Below are 16,121 nucleotides of genomic sequence, written 5' to 3' on the forward strand. Positions count from 1 at the left end.
CTTGCCGCATGATGAAGACGCAAGCGCAACACAACGCCGCGCCAGCTCCCTTGCTGGAGTTGCGCGGCATCAGCAAGTCCTTTCCTGGCGTCAAAGCCCTCAGTGACGTTGCCCTGCGACTGTATCCGGGCGAAGTGCACACCCTGATGGGGCAGAACGGCGCCGGGAAATCGACGCTGATCAAGGTGCTGACGGGCGTCTACACGCCCGACAGCGGCCAGATTCTGCTCGATGGCAAACCCATCGCCCCCGCATCCACCTCGGATGCGCAGTTGCTCGGCATCAGCACCGTGTACCAGGAAGTCAATCTGTGCCCGAACCTGTCGGTGGCGGAAAACATTTTTATCGGCCGCTACCCGCGCCGCTTCGGTGCGATCGATTGGCGTTCCATGCAGCAGCAGGCGCGTGCCTTGCTGCAGCAGTTGCAGATCGATATCGATGTCACGGCGCAATTGTCCAGCTTTCCGCTGGCCATCCAGCAGATGGTGGCCATTTCGCGCGCGCTGAACATTTCGGCCCGCGTGCTGATCCTTGACGAACCCACGTCCAGCCTGGACGAGGCGGAAGTCAATCTGCTGTTTTCCGTGCTGCGCCGCCTGCGCGAGCAGGGCATGGCGATTCTGTTTGTGACCCACTTCCTCGACCAGACCTACGCCATTTCCGACCGCATCACCGTCATGCGCAATGGCGAGCGCGAGGGAGAGTATGCATGCAGCGAGCTGTCGCGCCTGGCGCTGGTGAATAAAATGATCGGCGTGGCGGCCGACACGCAGGAACAAACGCTGGATCTGGCGCAAGAAGCGGGCGCCGCCAGCTTTGGTCCGACTGTGCTTGAAGCGCAGGGACTGGGCCGCAAGGGCGCCTTGCTGCCCATGGATTTCCACATCCGCCAGGGCGAATTGCTGGGCCTGGCCGGTTTGCTCGGTTCGGGCCGCACGGAACTGGCGCGTTTGCTGTTCGGCGCCGACAAGGCCGATTCCGGCAGCATTGTCATGCAAGGCAAGATACGCCAGTTCAACGTGCCGCGCGATGCGATTGCCCGGGATATCGGCTTTTGCTCGGAAGACCGCAAGCACGAGGGCGCGATTTTGTCGCTGTCCGTGCGCGAAAACATCATCTTGGCCTTGCAGGCCCGCACGGGCTTGCTGCGCGCCATCCCGTTCAAACGCCAGCAGGCGCTGGCCGACGAGTACGTCAAAGCGCTGGGCATCAAGACGGCCAGCATCGAAACGCCGATTGGCAGCCTGTCGGGCGGCAATCAACAGAAAGCCTTGCTGGCGCGCTGGCTGGTGACCTCGCCGGCCATGCTGATTTTAGACGAACCGACGCGCGGCATCGACGTGCGCGCCAAGCAGGAAATCATGAGCTATGTGAGCAAACTGTGCCGCAAGGGCATGGCGATTTTGTTCATCTCGTCGGAGTTGCCGGAAGTGCTGCGCTGCAGCGATCGTATCCTGGTCATGCGCGACCGCAAGGCCTGCGGCGACTATGCGCGCGGCGAGCTGGACGACAGCTCCGTGCTGCAAGTGATCGCCGGAGACGCCACATGAGTTTATCCACGCCATCGAACGCGCCACTGGCGCGTCCGGCTTCCACTACGGGTACGTCCGCCTTGCATACCGTTTTACACCATCCTTTGAGCCGGCCCCTGGCCGCGCTGTTCTTGCTGCTGCTGGTCGATTTCTTTGCCATCCCCGGCTTTTTCCACCTGGAAATCCGCGACGGCCACCTGTACGGCAGCGTGATCGACATCGTCAACCGCGCCGCGCCCCTGATGCTGGCGGCGCTGGGCATGACCCTGGTGATCGCCACGCGCGGCATCGATATTTCCGTGGGCGCCGTCGTGGCCCTGTCCGGCACCGTGGCCGCCATGCTGATCGGCGGCACCATGGTGATGGACAACGGCGTGCCGACCTACGTCAGCAATATCCCCATGGGCTGGGCCCTGGCCGCCGCCCTGGGCGCGGCTTTGCTGTGCGGCGCCTGGAATGGCGTGCTGGTGGCGGGCCTGGGTTTGCAGCCCATCGTCGCCACCCTGATCCTGATGGTGGCGGGGCGTGGCCTGGCGCAATTGCTGACGGATGGCCAGATCGTCACCGTCTACTACCAGCCGTACTTTTTCATCGGCAGCGGCTACCTGTTCGGCTTGCCGTTCTCGCTGTTTCTCGTCGCTGCCGTGTTCATCATCACGGCCGTGTTGATGCGCAAGACGGCCCTGGGCCTGTTCATCCAGGCCGTTGGCATCAACCCCGTCGCCGCGCGCCTGGCCGGCATCAAGACGGCGACCCTGATCTTTTTCGTCTACGTCTTTTGCGCCGCCTGCGCGGGCCTGTCGGGCCTGATGATCAGCTCGAACATCAAGAGCGCCGACGCGAACAATGCAGGCCTGATGCTGGAACTCGACGCCATCCTGGCCGTCACCCTGGGCGGTACGTCCCTGGCCGGCGGCAAGTTCAGTCTCGTGGGCAGCATGATCGGCGCGCTCATCATCCAGACCCTGACCTACACGATCTATTCGCTGGGCGTGCCGCCGGAAGTCAACATGGTCGTCAAGTCGGTCGTCGTCTTCCTCGTCTGCCTGTCGCAATCGTCGGAATTCAAGCAATTGCTGCATCGGAGAAAAGCATGAAGGGTTTGCTGCACACCCCGTATTTCACCTCGCTCGTCACGGTCCTGCTGCTGGTGGTGATGCTGGGCCTCGGCGGCGCCGCCTATCCGGGCCTGCTGTCGACGCAAGTGATCTTTAACCTGTTGATCGATAACGCCTTTTTGCTGGTGATCGCCGTCGGCATGACTTTTGTCATCGTCTCCGGCGGCATCGATTTGTCCGTCGGTTCCGTGCTGGCCCTGTCGACCATGATCGCCGCCTGGCTGCTCAACGTGGCGCACTGGCCGCCGCTGCTGGTGATCGTCACCGTGCTGGCGCTGGGCACCGTCTTTGGCGCCAGCATGGGCGCGCTGATCCATTATTTCAAATTGCAGCCCTTCATCGTTACCCTGGCCGGCATGTTTCTGGCGCGCGGGCTGTGCTATCTGATCAGCATCAATTCCATCACCATCGATGACCCGCTGTTCGTCGCCATGTCGCAGACGCAATTGGGGTTCCTGGGCGGTTTCGTTTCACCGGGCGTGGTGATCGCCGTGATGACGTTGCTGCTGGCCATCTGGCTGGCGCATGCCACGCCGTTCGGCCGCGCCGTGTATGCGATTGGCGGCAATGAACAGTCGGCCCTGATGATGGGGCTGCCCGTGGGCCGCACCAAGGTGTTCATTTACGCCTTCAGCGGTTTTTGCGCCGCGCTGGGCGGCGTGCTGTTTTCGTTCTACATGCTGTCCGGCTATGGCTTGCATGCGCAAGGCACGGAACTGGACGCGATTGCCGCCGTCGTCATCGGCGGCACCCTGCTCAGCGGCGGCTACGGCTATGTGGCGGGCGCGCTGTCGGGCGTGCTGGTGCTGGGCACCATCCAGACCCTGATCGCCTTCGACGGCACGCTCAGCTCGTGGTGGACCAAGATCGTCATCGGCGGCTTGCTGTTCGTCTTTTGCGTCGTGCAAAGACTGATGGCCATGGGCCAGAAGAATACCAATCGGAGTTAATACCATGTTTAAGAAAAGCAAACTTGCCGCAGCCATCGGCATGGCGGCGGCGCTCGCCTGTATTGCAGTCAACGCGCCGGCGGCCAACCCCATCGTGAAAAACATCTACACGGGCGACCCGGCCGCGCTGGTCGACAATGGCAGGGTGTACCTGTACGTGGGCCACGATGAAGCGAGCGCCACGGATACGGATTACCGCATGCACGAGTGGCGCGTGTATTCCTCGTGCGATATGGCGAACTGGACGGATCACGGCTCGCCCGTGCGCTTTTCCACCTTCGCCTGGGCCGGCAAGGATGCGTGGGCCGGCGATATCGTCAAGCGCGGCAGCAAGTATTATTTTTACTCCACCGTCGACCATAAAACAATCCCCGGCAAAGCCATCGGCGTGGCCGTGTCCGACAGCCCGACGGGCCCGTTCGTCGACGCGCGCGGCAGCGCCCTGATCACGAACGACATGACGAAGCAGACGGCGATTCCCTGGGACGATATCGATCCGGCCGTCTTCATCGACACGGATGGCCAGGCCTACATTTATTGGGGCAATACGGTCTTGAAATACGCCAAGCTGAAAGCCAACATGACGGAGCTGGACGGCCCGATATTGACCTTCGGCATGGATGCGTTCACGGAAGCGGCCTATATGCACAAGCATGCCGGTACGTATTATTTGTCGTATTCGCGCAATTTCCCCGAGGAGACGGCGTATTCGACGGGACCGACACCGACCGGTCCCTGGCATTTCCGCGGCACCATCATGGACAAGAACGCCGTCGTGAAAACCATCCACCAGGCCATCATCGAATTCAACGGCAAGTCCTACATCTTCTATCACAACGACAAGTTGCCCGGCGGCGGAGAATACCGGCGTTCCGTGGCCGTGGAAGAGCTGAAATACAAGCCCGACGGCACTATCGCATTCATCGATCAAACGGCTGGCCCGGCACCCAACCCCAGCGCCGCCTGCAAGGCAGGTTAGTACCGGGGTCAGACCCGCCGGGTCTGACCCCAGCCTTTGCTCTTGGGTTTTTGAATTGTAAAAAAGGAGACACACCGATATCAACAATATCGATATCCATCAGTATCCGATATCGATCATGATATGATTTATTCATGGATACCCTCAACCCCAACTGGTTCTTGCGAGCCCGCCTGAAGACGCGGCAATTGCTGTTGTTGATCGCCCTTGACGAGCAGCGCAACATTCACCGCGCGGCGGAAGAATTGCACATGACGCAGCCGGCCGCGTCCAAGCAAATCAAGGACCTGGAAGAGATGCTGGACGTGCGCCTGTTCGACAGGCTGCCGCGCGGCATGGAGCCGACGATCTACGGCGAGACGATGATACGTCACGCGCGCATGGCCCTGACGAGCTTGTCGCTGGCGCATGACGACATCGTCGCGCTCAAATCAGGCCTGACGGGTCAGGTGGAAGTGGGCGTCATCATGACGCCGGCCATGGCCTTGCTGCCGCGCGCGATTGCCCGCATCAAGCAGCAGGCGCCGCTGATGCGCATCGGCGTGCACCTGGAGCACAGCAATACCTTGATGGACATGCTGCAGCACGGCACGCTTGATTTCATGATCGGGCGCATCCTGGAAAAGGAAAGCAGCGCGGGCCTGATCTACGAGGAATTGACGGAAGAGCCGGCCAGCGCCGTGGCGCGCAATGGCCATCCGCTGCTGTCGCGCAAGAATCTGCAATTGAAAGACCTGGCTGGCCAGCCGTGGATATTGCCGCCGCAAGGCAGCATCCTGCGCCACCGCTTCGACATGATGTTCCGCCGCGCCAGCCTGGAGCCGCCCGTCGACGTGGTCGACACCACCGCCTTGCTCCTGATCACATCCTTGCTGCAGCAGACGGATTCCCTACACGTGATGCCGACGGAAGTGGCGCATTACTACGAATCGTTGAACGTGCTGAGCATCCTGCCCATCGAGCTGCCGTGCAAGATGGATGCGTTCGGCATCATCCGCCAGCAGGATCATTTGCTGTCGCCGGGGGCGGATATGCTGTTGAAAGCTGTGCGGGCCACGGCGGCGGATATGTATTAAACCCAACGGCAAATGCTGGGGTCGTACCCTCAGGGTACGGCCCCGGATCTTGCTTTTGGGGTTCAATCCGGTACTTCAAAGAAAAACAGCTGCACCAACCGCCCATTCTCCGGCGTGTCGCCAAACACATTGCTGATCGAGTGAAAGTAATGTCCCTTGTACACGATCAGGCGGTTGTGGCGCATCGGCACTTCCAGCAGCGCTTGCCAACTGTCGCGTTGCTCCTGCAATTCGTTGAATTTCTGTACTTTGCTGTTCGGCAGCCAGCGTTTCTGGAAATCCTTGAAGCTGGCGTAGCCGCCCGCTTTCACGTCTGCCTCGGGCAACCTCCGGTACCAGCCGCTGGGCTGGTGGCGCCAGAAGGTGGTGCCGCCCTGGCACTGCTCGGGTGGATTCAGATACAGCACGCCCGCATAGAAATTGAAATTGTTGCCCGTCTCATTGTCCACGTGGATATCCGTGCGCGCCATCGCGTCCGCATAGCTGAGGCGATACGAGCCGTTGTCGGGCGAGATGAAACGGATGGGGCGGCCCAGCGTCGTGGCGATGCGCTCCATGATGGCCTGGCTGGGCTGGCCCGCCGTCTGGCTGCCCGGATAGTTTTGCCCCGCATAGCGCTGCTGTTCGAACGGCAACGCCAGCGCCTGCGCGCGCCAGGCGGCGGGATCGGGCAGGAAATCGTCGAGGATGTGCAAATCCGTTTCGCGCAGGAAGTCGTGCAGGCTTGCCGGCACGTCGGGCTTGGTCAGCCGCTCCGTGTTTTCCGTGCCGGGGCTGGCAAAGCCGATGCGGCACGTTTGCGCCAGCGCCGGATGCAGCGCCAGGCCTTGCGCGTAGCGTTGCAAGGCCAGTTCCTGCTGTCCCGTGCGGTAATACAGCTCGGCCAGTCCCTGCAGCGTTTGCCAGCGCTGCGGACGCAGGGCGTGAGCCCGTTCCAGTTCGGCGATGGTGTCCGCCAGCCGCTGTTTTCCCATCAGCAATTCGGCATGGCTGATCGCGAAATCATGTTCATGCGGCGCCAGCCGCGCTGCCGTGGCGTAGCTGGCCAGCGCCGCCTCGTTGTCCGTACCGCGCAGCACGTTACCGAGGTTGTAGTGGAACAGGGCGTTGTCGGGCTGTTGCTTGAGCGACAGTTTGATGAGGCCCAGGCCGATGGCGCCCTGGCCCAGCTCCAGCATCGCCAGGCCCTGGAAATGTTGTGCTTCGGCCAGGGCCGGGTTCAGTTTATACGCGGCCTGGTAGGCGTTGATCGCCTCGATCAGCTTGCCTTGCTGCTGCAGCCCTTGCCCGTTTGCCAGATGTTGTTCCGCCAGTGTCTGTTCGCCCATGTCACTATTCCGATGCAATGTGGCGAACAGTGTAACCGAGCCCGTTCTACCGTGCCTGGCTGACGAGAATTTCTTCCCCGTTCAGCTTGATCGCCACCTTGACGATCTGCGCCTTGACCTGGTTGCTGGCCATGTCCGCTTCCTGGGCATAGGCATACACGACGATGGCGAAGTCCTTGTAGCCGCTGCGCGCCGCCTCGATCTTGCGCGCCGCCTCCTGGTCCACTTTCAGCAGCGAATAACCGTCGCCATTCGTGAACGCCAGCTTGTAGTCGCCGTTGTCGTACATGTAGTAATACGTGCCCGCGTCGGCGAACTTGGCGGGGAAGGCGGCCTTGTCCATCGCGTACGGCGACAGCGCGCCCTGGCCATTGATCTGGTAGCGCAGGTAGCGCTTCGTCTTGGCCTCATTGACCTTGGCGTCGATCTGCGGTTTCAGGGCGTCGAGCAGTTCCTGCTTGCGGAAGGCGTCGTTGCTGCCCGCATATTCGCGCGAGATGCGTTGCGCCACGGCCGCATAGTCGGGCGGCACGCCGGACAGGGCGAGGTAGCTGTACATCAACTGGTGGCCGCTGGTGATGTCAACATAGCTGGACGCTGGCGTGGCAGCGTCCGCTTGCGGCAGGCTGGCGGCAGCCGCTTTGACTTGCGCCTTGGCGGCCATATCGGCCACGCTGGTGGCGGGCGCCGAGGCGGCCGGCGTTGCATTGTCGGAGGGCTTGCCGCAGGCGGACAGCAAGACGGCGATGGCGAGCAGGGCAGGGAGGGTACGGTTCATGATATTTCCTTCAATAAATGTGTGGAGGTGGCTTAGCCGATGGTTTTACGTTTGTATTCGCCGACGCCGTACGCGGCCAGGACGATGGCAGACGCCAGCACCAGGTAAAAACCGATGCCAAAAGAGAGTCCTTGCCACACTTGTCCCAGCATTTCGCTGGCCATCTGCTCGGCCATGCGGGCCGCGCGGCTGCCCATGATGCCGCCCATGGCGTTGCCCGCGTCGCTGACGGCGCCCTTGATCTTGATGAACAGCAAGCTGCTGTGGATGACGATGAACAACAGGGGCGCGCACTTGCCCAGCGCCGCTTTCGGGTGCTTGCTAACCATGGTGGCGCAGCAGGCGCCGATGGCCAGCAGGAAGAAAAATTGTGCGGACGTAAAACCGCCGCCGCCATCGCGGGCAAAGCTTTCCAGGCTGTCGGCGGACAAGCCCAGCAACTGCCAGTAGGTGCGCGAGACGGAGGCGAACAAACGGATGCCGATGGTGTTGAAGACAAAGGCGCCGGCGATCAGGACGCCGAGGCTGGCCAGCACCTTGATGCCCAGGGCGGAGACGGCCTGGCCCCACAGCTGCTGGCTTTTTTCGCGCGCCAGTTTCGCCGCGCCGGCCATTTCTTCCTGCGCCAGTTGCTGCGTCGCCACGGCGCTGACGGTGGCGAGGCTGCCGGCGTCATCGAAGCGCACGTCGACGACGGCGTTGATGGCGGGCGCCACGTCCGAGCGCCAGTGCGTGGCCACGTCGAACGCATGTTGAATGCCGGCCACGCTGACGGAACCCTGTCCGCTTGGCTGGTAGGCGAGGATGCGGCCACGCTGGCCGGTGGTGAATGTTGCTGGGCTGGATGTTTGCATGAGATTTCCCTGGTCACTGTCATGCTCTATTGCATGTACCCACGGATAACGGGGGCAGTTCAGGGAAATCTAAAATTATTTTGAATTATTTTTTTGGCGGCTGCATCATGTCCTTGGCGGCGCCCTGGTAATCCTTCATCAAGCCCATGAAGGCATCCTGCAAATGCCGGGCCGCATCCTGCGGCGGCGCGCCCGTGCGCCGGGCCAGGTCGAATTTATACGCATGGGCGGGGCTGTAGCCCGCCTGCGATGCCGCGTCCAGCAGCACGCCGGCCCGTTTCAGCGAAGCGGGATCGCCCTTGACCATCAGCAATTCCGCCAGATAGGTCTGGGCAATCGGAAAGTCCTTGGCGGCCGCCTTTTCCAGCCACTGCATGCCCGCCTTCGGCTGTTTTATTCCAGCATCGCCGCTGCCGATGCCATAGCCGAGGGCCGTCAGCGCCACCAGATCGCCGCCCCGTGCGCGCTTTTCCAGTTGCTGGCGGGGAAACGGGCGGGCCGCGATCTGCATGCGGATTTCATAGTTGATGTCTTGCAGCACATTGCCTGGCCACACCTTGACGCCCGGTGCGGCCGGCTTTTCCACCGCTGGGGCAGGCGCCGGGACCGGTGCGCGCACGCCACCCTGCGCGCTGGCCAGCACGCCCGGCGTTGCCTGGCTGACGCCCTTGCCGCTGCCCATGTTCAGTACCAGGCGCGCCGACGTTTCGCCAAACGACACGCGGGGCTTTTGCACGTCGTGCGTCATGGCGGCAACCCTGGCCGCCACTTGCGAAAACACGTCGCTCATGGGCAAGCCCGGCGCGTCGAGTGCATCGAGCAGGGCGCTCGTGTAGGGACTGTTGCGCGAATCGGGCGACCAGAAATCGCGCGCCAGGGCGCCGGGCCCGGCCGAATAGGCGATCACCACGCCGCGTGGCGCTTGCGTGTCGGCAAAGCCGTGGCTGGCCGCATTGCCGCCGGGGACCACCACGGCGCCGCCCCGAGTATATTCCTGGCGGCAAGCGTCGAGGATCAGCACGGCGCCGCGCGCGCCCGTGCGCTGCAAATCGCCCGCCAGGCTGGAAACGGACACGCCCTGGGCGGCGATGGCGGCCGCACTGAGCGCATTCATGTTGGCGCCCAGCGGCAGCACATAGTTCGCTTCGCCCGCCTGCGCGCCGTGGCCCGCGTAAAACACGAGGGCGATATCGGCGCCGCGCGCCTGCGTGGAAAACTCGGCCGAGGCCTTTTGCAGCTGTTGCGCATTGATGTCCGTGCGCAACAGCACTTCAAAGCCCAGGCGGCGCAGGCGCTCGGCCATGGCGCGCGCATCGTTCACGGGATTCAATAGAGGCTGCGGATAGGCCGCGTTGCCGATCACCAGGGCGATGCGCTTGCCGGGACCGCTGGCGGCGTTGCCCACGGCCGCTTGCACGACGTTACCGCAGAGTAAAAAGAACAGGCTGAAAAACAGGGGGATCAGGCGATGCATCGGCGTCTCGGGAATTGTCGTGAAAGTAACTAAAGTTAGCGATTTTTACTGTGATATGAGAAAATTGCTTAAATGCATTTTACCTTACTGACAAGTTTCTCTTGTCTGGCCAGCGCACGCTGCACGTCGCCGCCGGCCAGTGGCGCGTGCCGCCCAACACACGATCGGACCGGCTTTGCAATCGGAACAATTTGAACGGATTCATGCTTTCTGGACCCGCCGCCAGCAGCTGACACAAGGCGAACTGGGCGAGTTTTACCAGCGCGTCATCGCCGCGCTGACGCCGTGCCGTCCGCGCGAGGCGGCGTCGCTGGGCGACTCGCTGGCCGACTTGCGCCACCAGTTCTTCATCGAAAAAGTCCTGCACGGCGACAGCGACGCGGCGCCCCACCACGTCGGTGCCCTGTTTTTGTACTTCAAGCGCTTCATCATCGACCAGTTGCGCAAGCAGCGCGATGACGAAGATGCCGATGCCCAAGAAGGCTGCGAGCTGCGCGCGCCCGACGCGTATGCGGAACCGCTGCGCGACTATCAGCTGACGCCACAGCAGGTGCGCGACGCGGCCGACAGTTTTATTACGACCTTGCCGCACGACTTGATCTTGCTGCTGCGCCATTGTGGCTGCGGCGGCATGCCCGTCAAGGAGTTGGCCGAACAGATCGCTTCCGCGCATTACCACGGCGGCAAGTTGGGCCTGGTGCACAGGCAGAAGGGCGAGGCCAATAGCGCGGGGCGCCAGATCGTCGAGCCGGCCCACCGCGCCACCTTGCTGGGCAGCTGGGTCTTGAACCTGCTCAAGCTGCGCGTGGGCGACACCCTGGCTGCGCGCGATATGCAGGCGGCGCAAATAGTTTTGGATATCTTGTGCGTGGCCGCGTTATCCCTGCACATGGACCCCGCGTCCACCCAACCGAACACTGATGAAAGGCCATCGGCATGACTGCATTGACGCCCTCGCTGGCCATCGTTGCCGCGCGCCTGCCGTCGCCCCCGTCTTCCATCGAATTGCTGGATGAGGACGTGGCTGGCGATACCCCCGACTGGCGCGGCATTGCCGTGCCGGAACACCTCATGGAACGCTTTGCGCGCCGCAGCGATGCGGCGCCGCTGGCCGGGCGGCCCATCGCCGGTGGGCAGATTCATTTGCTGGCGCGCCGTCCCGGCTTTGGCGCCGTGCTGCTCGACGCCTGGGACAGCTCGCGGCAGCGCTGGCGCGGCTGGCTCGTCACGCCGGACGCATCGTATGCGGACGCCTGCGGCCTCGTGGTCGAAGAGCGCGACGCGCCCGCCGACCCGCGCGCGGGCCTGGTGCTGTGCGACATGCCCGTGACCCTGGCCGTGACGGACCTGGGCGCCTGCCTGGGCGTGTTCAGCCAGGAGCGCCTGCAGGCGGCGCGCTGGCTGGAGTGGCATGGCCGCGCGAATGCCGCCACGGCGGCGCCGGGCGTGATCGCCCGCGTGGCCTTGCCTGGCGACGATTACGCCTTGACGGGCACACCGCTGTCGAGCGAGCTGGGCAAGGATGGCCGCGTGGCGTACCGGCAATTGCTGCGTCAGGGTTTGCAGCAATTGCAGATCGCTCCGGCCGATGCCGCCGCGCCAGCAGCGAAGGTGCCGATGCAGGCGGCCAATGCAAACCGCTGGCTGAAGCTCGTCACGGCCGTGGCCGCCAGCGTGATGGTGGTGCAATCGGCGTGGCTGTTCCTGCCGAAAGAGGGCGCCGTCGTCGGCAATGCGGAGTTCCGCAACGGCGGCAGCGGCGTCGAGACGGGCGTGCGCACGCGCGTGCTGTTCCGCGCCGAGGCAACGGAGGCGGAAATCCGCACCTGGCTGCAGCGCGAGCAGCTGGAAATCGTCGCCGGACCGGACACTCTGGGTGCCTTCACCGTGCTGTCGCGCAACCGCCAGAAAGTCTTGCCGCCACCGGGACCGGGCAATCCGCTGGCCGTCATCAATCCCTGACCCCGAAATAAGAGAAAGTTATCAAGCATGGCAACGTATAAGAATTTTGCATCCGCGCACTGGCGCAAATTGATCGCCGGCGTGGCCGCCGGTGTCCTGTTGACGGGCTGCGCCATGACGCCGAACGGCCGTGGCGGCGTGTTGATGGGCCTGGATACGGCCGAGCTGTTCGGCACGCCGATTTCCACCTTCCGCCTGCGCGACGGCACGGAGGGTACTTTGCGCAAGGATCCACAGGGCAAGTATTCGATCAAGCTGTCGCAGGCCTTCCGCGTCGTGCCGCTGGCCAACGCCATCACGGCCCGCGTGGCGCGGGTGGAAAACGTGGGCGAACGCACGGTGGTGATCGTGGAAACGCAGGAGCGCGGCTGCGCCTACCGCTATGAAGTGCTGGCTTTCCAGGGCACGGACGTGCTGCAGTGGACGGTCGGCAATTGCAAGGACCGCCCCCGCGTGGACGTGGCGGCCGATGGAAAATCACTCAATATCGACTTCCCCAACTACAACCGCCTGTCGCGCATGATCTACACGGACAACCGCCTGCTCAACGCCAGCGTGGCCGTGCCGCCCGGCGTCGATACGCGCGCCCAGCCGTTTGCCGACGATGCCTTGCGCGGCACGGGTCCTGCCATCGCCACTATGCCGGCTGGCAACGACAGCGGCCGCGTGATCCCGGCGCCGCCGGCGGCCGCTCCGGCGCCTGCCGCTGCGCCGAAAACGGGTAGCCGCGCCAGCGCCAGGGCGCGCCGCCAGGAGCCAGCAGCCAGGGCGGCAACGCCCGCCGCCATCAGCCTGCCCGCGCCGCGTGCCGCAGCGGCGGCCCCGGCGGCGCCGATGATCTTCCAGGCCGAAGAGATCAAGCCCGTCGTCATCGATTTGAGGAAATAAGATGGCCGCGAGTTTGCGCAGTCTGCAGATCCGGCAGACCTTGATCCTGATCGTCCTGACGATCATGTATTTGTGCTTCGAGCTGGGCTTCAATGCCCGTTTGCTCGACGTGGTGGGCGGTGACGTCAAGCCGCAGGATGTGGAAGGCGTGGAGTTCTATGGCCGCAGCCTGTCGGGCATCGCCGCCGCGCTGGTGGTGCTGCAACTGATGTGGCGCCGCCGCCTGAAGAACAATGGCAGCGGCCCCAGCTGGAAAAAGATCCTCTTTTGCTGCGTCGCCACGGCGGCGGTCGTGTTCGGCATTTTGAAGACCACGGTCACGGTGCTGGTCGAAACGCGCGATGCGCAATTTCGCCGCCTGGCCTTCAACACGACATTGATGCAGCGCTCGCTGGTCGGCGGCAGCCTGCAATTGCAGGGCCTGGTCGATGACGCCACCCTGTTTGCCAAGCCCGAGGGCAAGGCTTTCCTCGCGCTGTTTCCCTTCCTGGCCGTCTCGGTGGGCCACCTCGATGAGCGCATGGAGCCGGCCAAGGAGCAGTTGATCAATTTTAATGTCCGCAAGATCGCCGGCGGCGCGGCCGGTTACTATGACAAGTATCAGAAGGCGATTGGCGAAGTGCACGACAAGTGGAAACTGTATTCGGGCATGATTCCCGACGACGATGCAGGCTTGCGCCAGCAGCAGGAAACGGCGTGGAACGATTACCGGCAAAGCCTGTCGCGCCACGGCTGGCAGCCGCATTCCGTGCCGGCGCGGCGCAAGGCGGCCGTCGTCAACAATGTGCGCAAGAAAGTGCCCGTGTCGGCCAACTGGCATCCGGCCGATCAGTTGAGCTTCCGCGCCGCCGTCAAGCGCCGCTATGCGTCGGAAGCGGCCAGCAAGGGCTTGCATATCAAGGGCGACCGCATTCCGCCTGGCTTGTCCTTCGCCGCCTTCGTCGCGCGCCCCGGCATCCAGGCCGTGCTGCGCGACGGGCCGGACGGCGGCGATGGCAGCGAAGCGAGCAAGGGCTTGCGTTTGCCCAAGGGCGCCGTGGTGCAGGATGCGTATGCGAGTCCGGCCGAGTTCAGCCGTCTGTTCGACCAGTTCGCCGCGCGCCAGACGGCGGAAAAACTGGTGGAATACCGCGCCAGCCGCAACGACTTCGAGGTGGGCGGCAAGTACTTTGAAGAGGGCAAGGAAGCGGCGCGCGCGGCCATCGTACCGCCCGTCGCCCTGTTCTTCTCGCTCTTGGGCGCCATCGGCCACTTTTCGAAACTGCTGTACCTGATCGCCACGGTGGGCTTGCTGGTGCTGGCGGCACGCCGCGGCGAGCAGGCGGGCGCCGATGGCCAGCTGAGCCGCCGTTCCGCCTGGATCGCCACGGGCGTGCTGGCTGGCGCCTTCCTGGGAACCTGGGGTATCTTTACCCTCTCGGACAATAATGTCACGAAGAGCGAGCTATTCCGCCAGATGCTGGACTGGAACCGCCAGGCAGCCGATGACAGCACGCGCTGGCAAATCGCCGGCAAGGGCTTGCTGGCCAATATCACGCACGTCGTGGCGGTGGGGCAGGGCTACAGCTACCCCGTCAACGAAGCGATCCGTATCCACGTTTTGCAGGGAATTCACTATGGCTATCATCCGGGACAAAAATAAGGCGGCCGCACTGGCCTTGCTGCTTTCCATGGCCAGCACGGCCGTCCAGGCCGATTGCCTGGGCATGAAGGTGCATGCCCACCGTGGTGCCGGCAATGCGCCGGAAAACTCGCTGAGCGCGCTGCGCAACACGTATTTCGGCACCTGGGACGGCGTCGAGACGGATTTGCAGCTGCTCGGCGACGGCAGCTGGGTGGTGCACCACGACCTGCTGACGGGCAGAGTCGTCGACACGGGATCGCCCCGCACCGTGAAACAACTGACGGCCGACGACTGGCGCGCCGCCAGCATGAAGAACCGCGGCGTGGCCACGCCGGAAACGCCGCCGTTTGTTACCGACGTCGCCGATCTGGCGACGGCTTTCCCGAGTAAAACCCTGAACGCGGAAATCAAGGATGTCGTGTCCTCGTGCGCACCGATCGCCACCCTGGTGGGGCAGTTGCGCGCGAACATCAAGCACGGCAACTGGTTCCTGACGTCGGGCGTGCCGAACAACCTCGCGTGCGCGCGCCGCGCCGATCCGCAGGGTTACCTGGGCCTGCTGGTGTTTGACGCGCGCAATGCGCAGGCGGCTGGCGCCAACCGGATCAGCCGCTATATCGCAAAAAATGCCCGTCCGCCCAAGCTGGACAAGCCATGGTTGCAGCGCGTGCAGCAGCAGATCGGCATGCCCACGGGCGTGCACGTCGACGCGCGCAGCCTGGACGCCAATCCGAATTTGCTGGGCGACGCCGCCAGCCTGAACATGCCCGTCTTCGTGTATGCCGTCGATGGCGACTCGGCCCTGGCCGCCTCGCTGTTGCGCGCGCAGCAGCGCAGCCACCGCCTGCCCAGCGGCGTCATCCTTGACGGCAATCCCGAAACGTTTTGCGCGATGATGAAGTAAGCGCTTTCACCGAGAGACCACGCCATGACCATGCCACCATCGACCCCCGCCAACCTTGCCGGCAGCGCCATTGGCGCCATGTTCTTTTCCCTGTTTGGCGGCCTGTGGGTGGCCGCCTGGTGCGTGCAGACGTATGGCGCGCATCCCTTGAGGTTGCTGCCGGTTGCCGCAATCACCGTCTTGCTGTTCATGCTGGCGTGGCGCCAGTTTCGCCGCCACCGGGCCGCGCATGCGGCGGCGGAACAATCGCCACAGGCCAAACGCGTGGGCCGGCTGTTCAATATTGTGAACGCCGGGCAATGGATCGCCATCTTCATCGTCGGCAACGTCCTGAAAAACCTGGGGCTGCAGGCGTGGTTCATTCCTGCCGTCATCTTGATCGTGGGCTTGCATTTCTTTCCGCTGGCCTGGCTGTTCAAGGCGCGCCGCCACCTGGCCATCGGCATGGCGCTGTGCGTGTGGGCCATCGGCTATCCGCTGACCCTGCGCCATGGCCCCATCCATCCCGTCGGCTGCCTCGGTGCCGGCCTGATCCTGTGGGTGGCGGCCCTGTCCGCCGTGCGCGCCGGTTTTGCCGTGCAGCAGAGCGCCTTGCAGCCCCAGAAATAGCTTACCGACGGTCCGCGCAGGGCCGCTTTTTGCCCATTTTTTGCG

The 16,121-nt window shown here is 63.6% G+C and carries 15 protein-coding genes; 11 read left to right on the forward strand and 4 right to left on the reverse strand.

Annotated elements, in window-relative coordinates; all coding sequences use genetic code 11:
* Window positions 1-8 precede the first annotated feature (8 nt).
* The 5 genes from P9875_RS02260 (at window position 9) to P9875_RS02280 (ending at window position 5,655) form a co-directional block, all read left to right on the forward strand.
* On the forward strand, window positions 9-1,550 hold the full coding sequence (locus P9875_RS02260; RefSeq protein WP_278317478.1) for a sugar ABC transporter ATP-binding protein: 1,542 nt from the start codon (window positions 9-11) through the stop codon (window positions 1,548-1,550).
* Window positions 1,547-2,629 (forward strand): ABC transporter permease, encoded by a 1,083-nt coding sequence (locus P9875_RS02265; protein WP_278317479.1) that lies wholly within the window; start codon window positions 1,547-1,549, stop codon window positions 2,627-2,629. Before P9875_RS02260 ends, P9875_RS02265 begins: the two co-directional genes overlap by 4 nt.
* Window positions 2,626-3,600: a galactofuranose ABC transporter, permease protein YjfF gene (yjfF, locus tag P9875_RS02270; RefSeq protein ID WP_099401186.1), complete on the forward strand. Its 975-nt coding sequence runs from the start codon at window positions 2,626-2,628 to the stop codon at window positions 3,598-3,600. Before P9875_RS02265 ends, yjfF begins: the two co-directional genes overlap by 4 nt.
* 4 nt (window positions 3,601-3,604) lie before the next feature.
* Window positions 3,605-4,579: a glycoside hydrolase family 43 protein gene (locus tag P9875_RS02275; protein ID WP_278317480.1), complete on the forward strand. Its 975-nt coding sequence runs from the start codon at window positions 3,605-3,607 to the stop codon at window positions 4,577-4,579.
* A 134-nt stretch (window positions 4,580-4,713) separates the two neighbouring features.
* Window positions 4,714-5,655 (forward strand): LysR family transcriptional regulator, encoded by a 942-nt coding sequence (locus P9875_RS02280; RefSeq protein ID WP_035823672.1) that lies wholly within the window; start codon window positions 4,714-4,716, stop codon window positions 5,653-5,655.
* Window positions 5,656-5,717: 62 nt separating this feature from the next.
* On the opposite strand, the gene P9875_RS02285 is transcribed toward P9875_RS02280, so the two are convergent.
* From P9875_RS02285 to P9875_RS02300, 4 genes are all read right to left on the reverse strand, one after another.
* Window positions 5,718-6,983 (reverse strand): DUF6445 family protein, encoded by a 1,266-nt coding sequence (locus P9875_RS02285; protein ID WP_278317481.1) that lies wholly within the window; start codon window positions 6,981-6,983, stop codon window positions 5,718-5,720.
* A 46-nt stretch (window positions 6,984-7,029) separates the two neighbouring features.
* Entirely contained in the window at window positions 7,030-7,761 is a 732-nt protein-coding gene (locus tag P9875_RS02290; RefSeq protein WP_035823676.1) for a hypothetical protein, read from the reverse strand.
* 32 nt (window positions 7,762-7,793) lie between these two features.
* Complete coding sequence (locus P9875_RS02295) at window positions 7,794-8,615, reverse strand: hypothetical protein (protein WP_035823679.1); 822 nt, start codon at window positions 8,613-8,615, stop codon at window positions 7,794-7,796.
* A gap of 85 nt (window positions 8,616-8,700) precedes the next feature.
* Window positions 8,701-10,089 carry a caspase family protein gene (locus tag P9875_RS02300; RefSeq protein WP_278317482.1) on the reverse strand — a complete coding sequence of 463 codons (1,389 nt, stop codon included), beginning with the start codon at window positions 10,087-10,089 and terminating at the stop codon, window positions 8,701-8,703.
* A gap of 175 nt (window positions 10,090-10,264) precedes the next feature.
* Between P9875_RS02300 and P9875_RS02305 the strand changes: the two genes are divergently transcribed.
* The 6 genes from P9875_RS02305 to P9875_RS02330 are packed head-to-tail and all read left to right on the forward strand — an operon-like array spanning window position 10,265 to window position 16,076.
* Window positions 10,265-11,029, forward strand: a complete 765-nt coding sequence (locus P9875_RS02305; protein WP_278317483.1) for a hypothetical protein — start codon at window positions 10,265-10,267, stop codon at window positions 11,027-11,029.
* Window positions 11,026-12,051, forward strand: a complete 1,026-nt coding sequence (locus P9875_RS02310) for a hypothetical protein (protein ID WP_278317484.1) — start codon at window positions 11,026-11,028, stop codon at window positions 12,049-12,051. The genes P9875_RS02305 and P9875_RS02310 overlap by 4 nt, the downstream gene beginning before the upstream one ends.
* Window positions 12,052-12,078: 27 nt before the next feature.
* A complete protein-coding gene (locus tag P9875_RS02315; RefSeq protein ID WP_278317485.1) occupies window positions 12,079-12,939 on the forward strand; it encodes a hypothetical protein in 861 nt (286 codons plus the stop codon).
* 1 nt (window position 12,940) lies between these two features.
* On the forward strand, window positions 12,941-14,581 hold the full coding sequence (locus P9875_RS02320; RefSeq protein WP_255206314.1) for a hypothetical protein: 1,641 nt from the start codon (window positions 12,941-12,943) through the stop codon (window positions 14,579-14,581).
* Window positions 14,556-15,467, forward strand: coding sequence for a glycerophosphodiester phosphodiesterase (locus P9875_RS02325; protein ID WP_278317486.1), 912 nt, complete (start codon window positions 14,556-14,558; stop codon window positions 15,465-15,467). Before P9875_RS02320 ends, P9875_RS02325 begins: the two co-directional genes overlap by 26 nt.
* 24 nt (window positions 15,468-15,491) lie before the next feature.
* Window positions 15,492-16,076: a hypothetical protein gene (locus P9875_RS02330; RefSeq protein ID WP_099401196.1), complete on the forward strand. Its 585-nt coding sequence runs from the start codon at window positions 15,492-15,494 to the stop codon at window positions 16,074-16,076.
* The last annotated feature ends 45 nt before the right edge of the window (window positions 16,077-16,121 follow it).

Source organism: Janthinobacterium rivuli (assembly GCF_029690045.1).
GTDB classification, from domain to species: Bacteria; Pseudomonadota; Gammaproteobacteria; order Burkholderiales; family Burkholderiaceae_D; genus Janthinobacterium; species Janthinobacterium rivuli.

Excerpts from the sequence above, each read along its gene's own strand:
- P9875_RS02280 (WP_035823672.1), top strand. The coding sequence starts at position 4,714 with ATGGATACCCTCAACCCCAACTGGTTCTTGCGAGCCCGCCTGAAGACG.
- P9875_RS02285 (WP_278317481.1), bottom strand. The coding sequence starts at position 6,983 with ATGGGCGAACAGACACTGGCGGAACAACATCTGGCAAACGGGCAAGGG.
- P9875_RS02295 (WP_035823679.1), bottom strand. The coding sequence starts at position 8,615 with ATGCAAACATCCAGCCCAGCAACATTCACCACCGGCCAGCGTGGCCGC.
- yjfF (WP_099401186.1), top strand. The coding sequence starts at position 2,626 with ATGAAGGGTTTGCTGCACACCCCGTATTTCACCTCGCTCGTCACGGTC.
- P9875_RS02325 (WP_278317486.1), top strand. The coding sequence starts at position 14,556 with ATGGCTATCATCCGGGACAAAAATAAGGCGGCCGCACTGGCCTTGCTG.
- P9875_RS02275 (WP_278317480.1), top strand. The coding sequence starts at position 3,605 with ATGTTTAAGAAAAGCAAACTTGCCGCAGCCATCGGCATGGCGGCGGCG.
- P9875_RS02330 (WP_099401196.1), top strand. The coding sequence starts at position 15,492 with ATGACCATGCCACCATCGACCCCCGCCAACCTTGCCGGCAGCGCCATT.
- P9875_RS02265 (WP_278317479.1), top strand. The coding sequence starts at position 1,547 with ATGAGTTTATCCACGCCATCGAACGCGCCACTGGCGCGTCCGGCTTCC.
- P9875_RS02310 (WP_278317484.1), top strand. The coding sequence starts at position 11,026 with ATGACTGCATTGACGCCCTCGCTGGCCATCGTTGCCGCGCGCCTGCCG.
- P9875_RS02300 (WP_278317482.1), bottom strand. The coding sequence starts at position 10,089 with ATGCATCGCCTGATCCCCCTGTTTTTCAGCCTGTTCTTTTTACTCTGC.
- P9875_RS02290 (WP_035823676.1), bottom strand. The coding sequence starts at position 7,761 with ATGAACCGTACCCTCCCTGCCCTGCTCGCCATCGCCGTCTTGCTGTCC.
- P9875_RS02315 (WP_278317485.1), top strand. The coding sequence starts at position 12,079 with ATGGCAACGTATAAGAATTTTGCATCCGCGCACTGGCGCAAATTGATC.
- P9875_RS02320 (WP_255206314.1), top strand. The coding sequence starts at position 12,941 with ATGGCCGCGAGTTTGCGCAGTCTGCAGATCCGGCAGACCTTGATCCTG.
- P9875_RS02260 (WP_278317478.1), top strand. The coding sequence starts at position 9 with ATGATGAAGACGCAAGCGCAACACAACGCCGCGCCAGCTCCCTTGCTG.